The sequence below is a fragment of the Paraburkholderia sediminicola genome (assembly GCF_902859805.1).
Taxonomy (GTDB): domain Bacteria; phylum Pseudomonadota; class Gammaproteobacteria; order Burkholderiales; family Burkholderiaceae; genus Paraburkholderia; species Paraburkholderia sediminicola.
The window spans coordinates 1,641,037-1,653,562 of record NZ_CADIKC010000001.1 but is presented as its reverse complement, the minus strand read 5'-3'; the positions used below and the strand labels follow the sequence as shown (position 1 = coordinate 1,653,562).

Genomic DNA, 12,526 nt, shown 5'->3' with positions numbered 1-12,526 from the left:
CGGCTTCGGTAACGAGAAGGCCGCGCCTTCTCACGCTTAACTAATTACTTCGAAGCCCACGAAGAAAAACGTTGCTCCAGTTCATCGCCATGATCGGTCCAGAACGAGAGATTCTGCAGCACTGCGTTCTTGCCATTCGCCGGCGAGTTCGGCAGATTCGCGAGCGTCTTCGGATCGAGCGCCTTGATGGCCGCCACGTTCACCGGACCGTACGCGATGTTGTGCGCGTAGTCCTGTTGCGGCTTCGACGAAAGCGAATAGGCGATGTATTTCTCAGCCAGCGCCTTGTTCGGCGTGCCCTTCGGAATCGCCCAGTAGTCGAGGTCGTAAATGCTGCCGTTCCACACGACCTTGAGGTTCTTGCCTTCCTTCTGCGCGGCGTCGATACGGCCGTTGTACGCAGTGGACATCACCACGTCACCCGCGACCAGGAATTGCGGCGGCTGCGCGCCCGCTTCCCACCACTGGATATTCGGCTTCAGTTCGTCGAGCTTCTTGAACGCGCGATCCTGGCCTTCCTTGGTGGCGAGCACCTTGTAGACGTCCTTCGGCGGCACGCCGTCGGCCATCAGCGCGAATTCGAGGTTGTAACGCGCGCCCTTGCGCATCGCGCGCTTGCCAGGGAATTTCTTCACGTCCCAGAAGTCGGCCCAGCCGGCCGGCGCGGTTTTCAGCTTGTCGGCGTTGTACGCGAGTGCCGTCGACCACACGAAGAAGCCCACGCCGCAGGTTTGCGGCGCTTCCGGAATCAGATCCGACTTCTTGCCGATCTTCGACCAGTCGAGCTTCTCGTACAGGCCTTCATCGCAACCACGGCCGATGTCGCCCGACTCAACTTCCACCACGTCCCAATTCACGTGCTTGGCTTCGACCATCGCCTTCACTTTGGCCTGCTCACCGTTGTATTCAACAGCGGTCACTTTATTGCTGGTTTGCGTTTCGAACGGCTGGTTAAATGCGACCTTTTGCGCGTCGCCATTCGCGCCGCCGAAATTGACGACCGTCAGTTCAGCTGCATTGACTTGCGCGGCGCCCAGCGCGAGCGCCACAGCACCGACAGCGATGGCGCAGCGCGATTTCCCGATCTTGCTCATGGTGTGTTGCTCTCCTTTGGTGGTGTGCTTCAAGCTACGTACAGTGCGACTTGTTATGTGCTGCTTAGGTGAACTGCTTCTTTTATCTGCGTCGAACGACCTGCGAACCATGCATTGCCTACGCTCACGCGCCTGCAAACACTCGCAGATGCTCCGGCGCAAACTCGAGCGCGACGGGCGCGCCAGGTGCGAAGGTTTCGAGTGCATCGGTGCCGAGCGGCACCTTAACGAAGCACTCGTCCTGCTCCGGCAGACCACAGCGCATCCGCACGTGGTCGCCGAAATAGATCAGGCCGCGCGCTTCGCCGCTTAGTGCATTGGCGCCAGGCCGTGACACGCCGTTGGCGAGTTTCATGCGTTCAGGCCGGATACACGCAACCGCCGGCGTGCCCGCCCGCGCACCGCCAATATTGCGTCCGGTGAGGCGCGTGCCGTCAATCAGATGGAACTCGCAGTACTCGCCATCGACGTTCGCAATCGTGCCGCGCAGCTTGTTGCTGTCGCCGATGAAGTTCGCAACGAACTCGTTGCACGGCGATTCGTAAAGACGATCCACGGTATCGAGTTGCTGCACGATGCCTTTATCGAACACTGCAACGCGATCGGACATGGTCAGCGCTTCGCCCTGATCGTGCGTGACATACACGAACGTCACGCCAAGCTTCTCGTGCAATGATTTAAGTTCGTACTGCATGTGTTCGCGCAACTGCTTGTCGAGTGCGCCGAGCGGTTCATCCATCAGCACGAGCTTCGGCTCGAACACGAGCGCCCGCGCCAATGCGATACGTTGCTGCTGGCCACCGGAAAGCTGCGCGGGATAACGCTTTGCGAAGCTTTCCATGCGCACCATCTTCAGCGCGTTATTCGTGCGATGTGCACGCTCTTCCGCCGACAGTTTGCGCACAGTGAGCGGATACGCGACGTTCTGCTCGACCGTCAGATGCGGAAACAGCGCGTAGTTCTGAAACACCATGCCGATGTTGCGCTTGTGCGGCGGCACGGTATTGAGCAGCGTGCCGTCGAGCCAGATCTCGCCGCCAGTGGGGAATTCGAAGCCCGCCAGCATCATCAGACATGTGGTTTTCCCTGATCCGGACGGCCCAAGCAGCGTCAGGAATTCGCCCTGATAGATATCCAGATCGAGTTGTTTGACGACCAGCGTTTCGCCGTCGTATGTCTTGCGCACACCTCGAAAGCTGACGATCACGTCATCGGTTTTCATCGCACTAGTCTCCTCTGCGCTCCGGCTGGCTCCCCCTGCAAAACAGCGGGATTGCATTAATTGCGTGGCTCACTATAGTCCCTTACGGTTCTACAATATGGAACCATTTCATTATTCCGGATAGAACCACTTGGACACCGTGATCTTGTCGGATTGGCTCGCCGCGCGGCTCGACCGCGCCGCCGCCGAACCGGTCTACAGACAGACGTTGCGGCTGATGCAGCAGGCCATCCTGACCGGCCAGCTGCCGCCTGGCACCAAGCTGCCCAGTTCGCGCGTGCTCGCCGAGGACCTCGGCATCGCGCGCAATACGGTGCTGCACGTCTACGATCAGTTGACCGCCGAAGGCTATGTGATCTCGACCACCGGCAGCGGCACCTATGTCGCCGACACGCGGCCGGATACTGCGGCAGTGAATGCGCGCAAGAAGCCGGTGGTGGCCAGTGTCGACGCGCAAGGCACTCCGACAGCCGAGGCTATAAAACCACCCAAACGCGATCTGGGCGACCTCTCCACGCGCGGGCGCAGGCTCATCGATCAGGCAGGCGTGTCCGCCAAACAATGGGGCGCGTTCATGCCGGGCGTACCCGACGTCGCTGAGTTTCCGGCGCGCACGTGGAGCCGCTTGCAAGCAAGGTTGTGGAAGGAGGCCAATCCCGATCTGCTGACCTATGCGCCAGGCGGCGGCTATCGGCCGTTAAGGCGCGCGTTGTCCGATTACCTGCGCGTCGCGCGTTCGGTGAATTGCACGCCGGACCAGATCATCATCACGACGGGTATTCATCAATCGATCGATCTGGCCGTGCGCTTGTTGACCGACGTCGGCGATCGCGCGTGGGTAGAGGAGCCATGCTATTGGGGTGCACGCAGCGTGCTGCAATCGTCAGGGATTACGCTAGTGCCGGTGCCGGTGGATGACGAGGGTCTCAACCCGCGCGAGCAGGATCTGCAACAGCCACCGCGGTTGGCGCTCGTCACGCCATCGCATCAATATCCGCTCGGCATGGTGATGAGTCTCGCGCGCCGCCGCACGTTGCTCGAATACGCGCGCCAGCACAACGTCTGGATCATCGAGGACGACTACGACAGCGAGTTCCGCTACGGCAGCCGACCACTCGCGTCGTTGCAAGGGCTAGACGACGCAGGTCAGGTGATCTACGTGGGCAGCCTGGGAAAGATGCTGTTTCCGGGTTTGCGGATCGGCTACATGATCGCACCGGAACATCTGGTAGATACATTCCGCACGGGCGTGGCAGAGCTGTATCGCGAGGGACAGTTGATGCAGCAGGCCGTGATGACCGACTTCATCATGGACGGCCATCTCACATCGCATGTTCGCCGTATGCGTGCGCTCTACGGTGAACGCCGGCAGATTCTGATCGATGCGATCACCGCGCGTTTCGGCAACGAGCTACCCGTGATGGGCGACGAGGCCGGCCTGCATCTGGTGCTTGGGCTACCCGATCACGCGAACGATCGCGCAGTGACAGCGGCGGCTTACGATGCCGGCGTGATCGTGCGCCCCCTCGCCGCTTACTACAGCAGCGAGACGCCCGCGCGACGCGGACTGTTGCTGGGCTACGCCTGCGTGCCGAACGAAAAGATCGGTCCGGCTTTCGACACGCTCGCGCGCGTGATCGAGCAGACGGCGTTGAAGAAAGTGCCGACACGAGCCGCTTAACCGGCTCGCGTCGCAACACAACGTATCACTTCAACCCGAAGTCCACCCGCGTCGTGGCGCCCTTGTCCTTGATGCCATCAGCGTCCAGTTTCGGCGCGACGATAAACACGCGGCTGCTGTCGATCTTGCCTTCGAAATACTGCTGCACAGCTTGCGCCCGCTGCTGGGCGAGCTGACGCAAGCTGGCGTCGTCGATCGGCGCATTAGCGGCCATCGCCGCCTTCATCTCGTCGTCCGGCAAGCTCTTGGTCAAGCCGACAAAATTGCGCGGCTTCTTGAAGTCGGCCGCCTTGTAGGCCTTGCTCAAGTACTTGTCGTATTCCTTCGGATCCACGGTAACGGTCGACAGATCGACGCTTTCGCCATTGCCCACCACGTCCTTGATCTTCTGCTGCTTGACCTGGCGCTCGACGTATTGCGCGCGCAGTCCCGGCCCGTCAACGGCCGGATCGACACGGCCAATCAGATCGATACGGATCGAACTCTTGTCGGCCAGCGCCTTCACGATAGTGTCGAGTTTCTTGTCCGCAGCGTCGGACAGTTTCGCCGAACCCGGCTCGAACTCGACATAGCCCAACTCCTCACCGCCGCCGCCGAAGGCATTGGCGATCAGCGAGAACGGCGCGGTCACCGCCTTCTGCAGGAGATTGAGCACCGCATGCCAGATGAGCCCGCCAATGCTGAACTCCGGATTCGACAACGAACCTGACACCGGCAGATTCACATCGATTTCACCGCGCGAATTTTTCAGCAGCGAAATCGCGAGACGCACCGGCAGCTTGGTCGCCGTATCGTTCTCGACGTGATCGCCGAACGTGAGTTGATCGATAAAAATGTGATTGTTCGCGTTCAACTGGTCGTTATCGAGCTTGTAGTGCAGATCGACGTTCAGCTTGCCTTTAGTGATTGGATAGCCGGCGTATTTCGCCGAATACGGCGTGAGATTGGTGAGCTCGATATCGTGCGCGCTCGCAGTCAGATCGAGCGCCGGCTTCGCAATCAGCGGATTGACCGTGCCGCGAATCGACAGCGGACCATTGGCAGCTAGCTTCGCTGCGATGTCCACGGGCGCAGGCGTAGTCGACTGCGTGCCGAACGCGCCGACTGTGCCTTGAATGCCGACCAGGTTTGCCGTGAAGTTCGGCTTGATGAAGTTGTCGGTGTACGTCACGCGGCCCTGTTGCAGCACCAGTTGGCCGAAGTGAAGTTTGACGGGGCTCTGCGGCGGCGTGGCGGCCGTCACTGTGGCCGGCGTTGCCGACGACGCCGGTACCGGCGCGGAAGCCACCTCAGGCGCCGATGCAGCCTGCGGCGTCAACGGAACCGGCTCGTGGCCGCCGTTCTTGTCGCGTGTCAGCGATTGCGCGGCGCCGCTTTCGTGCGCAACCACGTCCTTGAGATTCAGCTTGCCTTGCGCGTCGAGCAGCACGCGCCCGTAGAACTTCGTGAACGTGACCCGGCCCGCGTCGACCACGGTGCCGTGTTCGTCGTAGTCGGCCTTGAGGTTTGTCAGCGCGAGTGAACTCCATCCTGCGAATGGGTCCGAAGTCGCCTTGTCGATCATCCGCACGTCGACGAGCGCGACGTCGCCGCGGTACGTCGCTTTGAGCGCTTTCGCCTGACTCAGCGCGAGATCGCCGTTTGCATTGAGCAACGCGCTCGCGATCAGCGCATTCAGCTTGCCGCCGAAGTACGGTTCGAAGGCCGCCGCATCCAGGCGATTCGCGTTCACCTTGACGGCCACCTTGAGCGGCGTCGCCGTGACATCGCCCTTTACGCCAAGCGTGCCTTTCTTGTTGAGCGTGGCTTGCAGATCGACCGGCAGCGGCTTACTCAGATCGTCGCTGATCTGCTGCACCTTCAATTGCAGCGGCGTCACACTCAGCTTTACTGGATTCGGCGTGGTGTTGTCGGTGAAATTGGCGGTTGCGTCTTTCAGGCTGAGTTCGCCGATCTTGTAGTGCCACGCGGGCCCTTCTGCCTCCGCCTTCTTCACCGCGTGGATCGCCGTGCGCTTCTGCTCGACCTGATGCGGACCCGCGAGCGCGGCGAGGTCGATGCTGCCGTCCTTCAGGCGCTGGGCATTGACCACCAGGCCGGTCGTATCAACGCCGGTGATATCGGCGGTACGCCCTGCGACGTCCACCTGTTTGACCGTCACCTGGCCTTGCGCGAGCGAGACGACCGGATCCTTGCTGCCACGCGCCGCGAGTTTGAGCGACTGCAGATCGAGTTGCGTATCCGTGACCATGACTGCGACCGGCGACTTCGACCAGTTCGCGCCGACGTTCGCGTTGGCGGACAGCGCGCCGTCCACCACTTGCGCCGCGGTCGCGGTGTCGAGATACGGTTGCAGCAACGGCAGCTTCAACGACTTCAGATCGAGCTTCGCGCTGGCGGTCTTCGCAACAAGTCCAAACGCGCCGGCCACGCCGAGCGAGCCACCGCCATCTTTGAAGTCGGTATTGAGCGTGTAATGCGCGGGCGCGGTGGCGAGCGTCGAGAAATCGGTCAGCGTCACAGCCAGTTTCTGCAGGCCAACGTCGACCGGACGCGAGGCGGCTTCATCGTGAACGTTCACGGTGCCGTCGTTGAGCACGAAACGCTTGATCGACAAGTCCAGTGGCTGTGCAGGCTTTTCCGCGGCGCCGGCACCCGATGCCGCAACAGGCGCAGACGCTGCCGCCGATGCGGAAGCTCCCGCAGGCGCAGGCGCGAACATCCGCTCGGCACTCAACACGCCGTCTTTATCACGCGCAAGATTGGCGCTCGGCGCGTCGATGCGGATCTCGTCGATGTGATACAGGCTCTTCAACGGCTCCAGCATCCCGGCAGCCACATGCACCGCGCGCGCCGCGAAGAACGGCGCCTTACTCTGATCGCGCACGTCCACATCGTTCAGGTCGACGGTGCCTGCCACGCGTAACGAGGGTGCGTCGTTCGAGACGACGAAGTTGAGCTTGAGATCGGTGGACAGCTTGCCGCTCTGCACAACCACCGGCAGCTTGGTCGGTGCGTAGGAAATGAGCTGCGGCACGTCGAGCCCGTCGAAGCGCAGCGACACTTCCGATTCGCGCGACGCCGCAAACGGTTTGGTCTTGCCGTCGATCGCAAGCGGACTGCCGTCGATACGCGCACGCAGCAACGGCTCCACAAAGATGTCGGTTTTCGAAGGCAGCGTAGCGATGAAGGGAATGCCAAGCTTCCATTGATCGATTACGTGGGTTGCGCCGAGCAATTTGTCGTCGAACGTAATCTGGCCGTTTTCGAGGCGAATGTTCGACACCGAGAACAGCGTCGGCTTGCTATCGGGCTTGGCCGGCTGCTTCGAGAATTTCTCGATCAGGTCGGTGAAATTGAAGCGTTGCGCATCGTAGCGAACGATATGAAAGCGTGGTGAATCGAGTTGCACTTCATCGACGATCGGCGCGCCACGAAACAGCGAGCTCCATGACGGTTTCACGATAAGCCGCGCAATATCGACAAAATCGCCCGCGCCGCCGCGCTCGCCGATATGCACGCTATCGGCTTCGAGCTTGAGCGTGTACGGATTGAGTGCGATGCGGCCAATCGTAGCCGGCCTGTCGAGTTGCTTGCTGAGTTGCTGCTCGGCAATGTGGCGAATCAACGGCGGCGCCGCGAAAAAGCCCAGCAGACCGAACAATACGAGGAAGATCAGCAAACCCGTGATGACACGCCGGGTGCGGCGTGACTGCGCGACATCGCGCACGGTCTGCATGGAAGAGGCGAGTGATGCTTTATTGAGGCTTGCCATGCTCGGTCTTGGGTAATGCGGCGGCAAGCCCGCCGCGAAACGAAAATCCCGCAAGCGGCAGTATAAGTGGTGAATCTTACGCGGCATAGAAATGTAAGCCGTGGCTTACACATTGTTGCACGCTACAGCAGCGCATGTCCGCCGGCACGAAGCGGCGGACATGCGCTGGTTTATGCGTCACTCATGCCTGACTGTCACGGCAGTGACGCATAACATTCATGGACTTCGCACCCACACTTCGCCGCCCCGCTTCGCCGAGACATGGCACGGGCGAACTTCATCGACGTCCGCGCATTTCACTGACGCACGACGGCCGGCGGTTGCCAGCTGCCATCGGTCGCCTGCGGCTTCGGTGCGTACAAACGCAGCATCAATTGCAGATCGGCGCGCGGCGCCGGCAACCAGTTGCCGCTCTTGCCGCGCGTGGACGACACCGTCACGTCGAGCGAGCCGTCGCGATTACGGCGTGCGCCGTTGCGATCGCCGACTGCGAGACGCGCCGGCGCGCTTTCCCCTAACGCGCCGTCCTTCGTATAGGCGGTGATCGACCAGAAGCCGCGCACCGGCGGCAACTGGTTGGGCGCGAAGTGGATCACGTACCGATTTGCGCCGTTGAGGGCATGGCCGTCGCTGTCCTGGGTGACGACCGCGCGCACTTCATCGTCCTTTGTGCCGATGCCCGGCTGGATCGCCGCAGCGTAAGCACGCATTGCATAGTCGGGGCCGTAATTGCCCACGCCGTCGCCGAACCAGTTCCAGCCGTTGGCGATCAGCAGATTGGAGGGCGGCGTGACGACACGCAGGTGACCGTCGGCCAAGCCCGCGGCAATCGCCTCAGGCGGACTCGGCAGCTTCACCGGATCGCCAGGCGTCACACCGAGATCCGAAAGGATTTTCAGCGCGTGCGGATCGGCCGGCGCCGGTGGGTTGTCCGGCAACGCCTGCGCGAGCCGGCTGAAGAAGCCGTTCGCGTCGAGCGCGGCAACTTGCGCGGCCGGCGTGCCGGAAGCGGCTGCGGCTGCGGCATCGGCGGCATTGCTACTGGACGGCGTAATCGATGCCGAGCGCGTGTCGCCCGCGTAGACGCTCAGCGGCGCGACGCGGATGGCGCGCTGTAGCTTGCGCACCGCCGTCAGGTCGCGGGTGCCGTTCGACTGGATGCGCACGCTCACCCAGGCGTTGCGGGTCGGCACGTCGACGCGCGTCACGCCCTTGGGCAGATCGCCCTGCCAGCCCGGGCCGACGAAGGCAATCGTTTGCGCCTTGATGCCTGCGGCGCGGGTAGCAAACTGTGAGCTGGTCGACCACACCACGTTGGTCCACATGTCGAGCACGCGGGCGTCCACGTAGCGGCCGCGCGAGTCGGGCAGCGACACGATTACCGGCTCGGTGCCGACGTCCAGCCAACCGGTCGAGTCGAGCGTGTCGAGACTCGGCTGCAGCGGATTGGAGGCGCCTATCGGCGGCAACGCCTGCGCGTGACGCAGCGTATTGATCGGCGCCTGGCCCGGATCGGTGCCGACCGCCGCATCGCGCGCGACGCCCATCAGCACCAGCGGATAGCCGAATACATACGAATCGGCGACTTCGTCCTTGATCCAGCTGTTGGCTTTTTGCGTTGTAGACGGAGTCGACGCACAACCAGCCAGAAATGCGAGGCCTGCGAGCGATGCGCAGGTCCAGTGAAGCGAAAACAGTGCTCGGCGATTTTTTATCATTCGTTCAGGTGGCAGAACGTGCGGTCCTAAGGGAGACGTCGGGGCGCAGCGAAACCAGTTTGCGTGGCCTCCCCAAGCCCAGCGCAGCCGGGCCACGGCTCGCGATTCCGACAACATCGGGTTGTATCGTATCCTTGCTCACCAGGCAAGCGCAAAGGCAGGAATAGCGCCTGGAAATGGACGCGTGGGCACCGTTTAGCATACGGTTGACGATTTTTGTCACTCCCTCGCTGGTTATTGCCCTGCTGATCACCTCACACGCGCTGGGTTGGCAAGGCGCGCCGCAAAAACATCCTTGACCTTCCCATCATGGGAAGGTCAATACTGGGTTCATGATGCGGCCCAATGCCGCGACGAGCCTTGCCTGCCATGACCGAACTTGCCACGCCGCTGCGTCCCGCGGACGCTACACCTTCCAGAACCACCGAACTCGACATCGGCGGGATGACCTGCGCTTCGTGCGCGATGCGCGTGGAAAAGGCGCTCGCCAAGGTGCCGGGGGTCACGCGCGCGTCGGTGAATCTCGCCACAGAAAAAGCCAGCATCGACAGCGACGCTGCAGTCGATCCCGAAACGCTCGCCGGCGCCGTGCGTAAAGCGGGCTACGAGGCGACGCCGTCGACGCCTCCCGACGTTGCGCCGACTCAAACCGCGCACGCGACGGAACTGGCGATCGGCGGGATGACCTGCGCCTCATGCGCGATGCGCGTTGAAAAGGCGCTGGCCAAAGTGCCGGGCGTCGCGGGCGTGTCAGTGAATCTGGCGACCGAAACGGCAACCGTCAATCTCAGCGACGTGGCGTTGGATGCCAATGCTGCCTCCGACGCATTAATTGCAGCGGTCAAGAAAGCCGGCTACGAGGCAACGTTGGTCGCGCCGCCGGACGCACCGGCGTCGGCTGCCGGGAATGCCGCGCTTGCCTCATCAGCCGACAGCAAACGCAGCCAGACGCGCCGCGAACTGGCCGCCGTGCTCGCCTCCGCCGTGCTGACGCTCCCACTCGTCCTGCCGATGGTCGGCGAATGGTTCGGTTTGCACGCAATGCTTTCCCCGTGGCTGCAGTTCGCCCTCGCCTCGATTGTGCAGTTCGTGTTCGGCGCGCGCTTCTATCGCGCGGCCTACCGTGCGGTGCGGGCCGGCGCCGGGAACATGGACTTGCTGGTGGCGCTCGGCACATCGGCGGCCTACGGGATCAGCGTCTACGAACTGGCGACCCATCCGGGCGACATGACGCATCTGTATTTCGAAGCGTCGGCGGTCGTGATTACGCTGGTGCGTTTCGGCAAATGGCTCGAAGCGCGCGCCAAGCGCCAGACGACGGATGCGATCCGCGCGCTCAACGCACTGCGCCCCGACCGCGCGCGGATCCGCGTCGGTACGGACGAACGCGAAGTACCGCTCACGCAAGTCCGGGTAGGCACGGTGGTGATCGTGCGCCCGGGCGAACGCGTGCCGGTCGACGGCGCGGTGCTCGAAGGCCGCACTCATATCGATGAATCGCTGATTACCGGCGAAAGCCTGCCGGTGCCGAAGCAGGCAGCCGATCCGGTGACCGCCGGATCGATCAACGGCGAAGGCGCGATTGCTGTGACGACCACCGCGATCGGCGCGGAAACGACGCTCGCGCGAATCATCCGCCTCGTGGAAAGCGCACAAGCTGAAAAGGCGCCGATCCAAAGGCTGGTCGACCGCGTCAGCGAGGTTTTCGTGCCGGCGATTCTGGCGATTGCGGCGCTCACACTGGTGGGTTGGCTGATCGCCGGCGCGGGTGGCGAAACCGCGATTCTGAATGCCGTCGCCGTGCTGGTGATCGCCTGCCCGTGCGCGCTCGGACTGGCGACGCCCGCGGCCATCATGGCCGGCACCGGCGTCGCTGCGCGGCGCGGCGTGCTGATCAAGGACGCCGAGGCGCTGGAGACCGCGCATCGGGTGAATATCGTCGCGTTCGATAAAACCGGCACGCTGACGCTCGGGCAACCGTCGGTGACGGCGTTCGAGGAGATCGGCGGCATTGGCCGCGACGAGGCGCTGGCGCTCGCCGCGGCTGTGCAGCGGCATAGCGATCATCCGTTGGCGCGAGCGGTGGTGAAGGCGTATGAAGCGGCTCAGGCGGGCAGTCTGCGCGACGACACCGCAGCACCGATTACGGCGGCGTTGCAAGTTCCGGCACTCACGGCCAGCGCGGCACGCGCGGTGCCCGGACGCGGCGTGGAAGCGGACGTCGAAGGCCGCACCCTCGCGCTCGGCAGCACGCGCTGGCTCAACGAACTCGGCATCCAGTTGCCGCCGCAACTCGCCGAGCGCGCAAAACAGCTCGAAGCCGCCGGCAACACGGTCTCCTGGCTGATGGTGCGCGCGCCGCTTGCGCCCGCCGCGCTCGCCCTGATCGCCTTCGGCGACACCGTCAAGCCGACCGCCCGCGCGGCCGTCGAACGGCTTGCCCAGATGGGCATCAAAAGCGTGCTCGTGACCGGCGACAACCACGGCAGCGCGGCGAGCGTTGCCCAGGCACTCGGTATCGACGAATTCCACGCCGAAGTCCTGCCCGACGACAAAGCCCGTGTGATCCGCGACCTGAAGATCCGCAGCGCAGGCATCGTCGCGATGGTGGGTGACGGCATCAACGACGCCCCCGCACTCGCTGCCGCCGACATCGGCATCGCAATGGCAACCGGCACCGACGTCGCCATGCAGGCGGCCGGCATCACGCTGATGCGCGGCGATCCGGCGCTGGTGGCCGACGCCTTCGACATTTCGCGCAGGACCTGGCGCAAGATCCAGCAGAACCTGTTCTGGGCATTCGTCTACAACCTGATCGGCATTCCGCTTGCCGCCTTCGGCTTGTTGAATCCGATGCTGGCCGGCGCGGCGATGGCATTTTCGAGCGTGAGCGTTGTGACCAACGCGCTGCTGCTGCGCACCTGGCGCGGCGCGTCGGCGCGTTGAAAGGCAACGCAAGCAAAACATTACGCAAAGCTTTCGAAATCACTAAAGATACGGGCAAATCGGCCGTAATCCTGACATAGGTGTAAACCA

General features: G+C 62.9%; 6 protein-coding genes. 2 read left to right on the top strand and 4 right to left on the bottom strand.

What is annotated here, in order from left to right:
• Positions 1-44: 44 nt before the first annotated feature.
• The gene (locus tag R8871_RS07355; protein WP_175049713.1) at positions 45-1,094 is read right to left on the bottom strand and encodes an ABC transporter substrate-binding protein; all 1,050 of its coding nucleotides are present in this window, start codon (positions 1,092-1,094) and stop codon (positions 45-47) included.
• Between the two features lie 124 nt (positions 1,095-1,218).
• Positions 1,219-2,316: an ABC transporter ATP-binding protein gene (locus tag R8871_RS07350; RefSeq protein ID WP_175049712.1), complete on the bottom strand. Its 1,098-nt coding sequence runs from the start codon at positions 2,314-2,316 to the stop codon at positions 1,219-1,221.
• Between the two features lie 130 nt (positions 2,317-2,446).
• Between R8871_RS07350 and pdxR the strand changes: the two genes are divergently transcribed.
• Complete coding sequence (gene pdxR / locus R8871_RS07345; RefSeq protein WP_175049711.1) at positions 2,447-3,997, top strand: MocR-like pyridoxine biosynthesis transcription factor PdxR; 1,551 nt, start codon at positions 2,447-2,449, stop codon at positions 3,995-3,997.
• Between the two features lie 25 nt (positions 3,998-4,022).
• Here pdxR and R8871_RS07340 read toward each other — a convergent pair whose 3' ends face one another.
• Together R8871_RS07340 and R8871_RS07335 are read right to left on the bottom strand one after the other, a co-directional pair.
• Positions 4,023-7,772, bottom strand: a complete 3,750-nt coding sequence (locus tag R8871_RS07340) for a DUF748 domain-containing protein (RefSeq protein WP_175049710.1) — start codon at positions 7,770-7,772, stop codon at positions 4,023-4,025.
• A gap of 296 nt (positions 7,773-8,068) precedes the next feature.
• Positions 8,069-9,490, bottom strand: coding sequence for a DUF1254 domain-containing protein (locus R8871_RS07335; RefSeq protein ID WP_175049709.1), 1,422 nt, complete (start codon positions 9,488-9,490; stop codon positions 8,069-8,071).
• Positions 9,491-9,859: 369 nt separating this feature from the next.
• Here R8871_RS07335 and R8871_RS07330 point away from each other — a divergent pair, with 369 nt between their 5' ends.
• Positions 9,860-12,436, top strand: coding sequence for a heavy metal translocating P-type ATPase (locus R8871_RS07330; protein WP_175049708.1), 2,577 nt, complete (start codon positions 9,860-9,862; stop codon positions 12,434-12,436).
• Positions 12,437-12,526 lie beyond the last annotated feature (90 nt).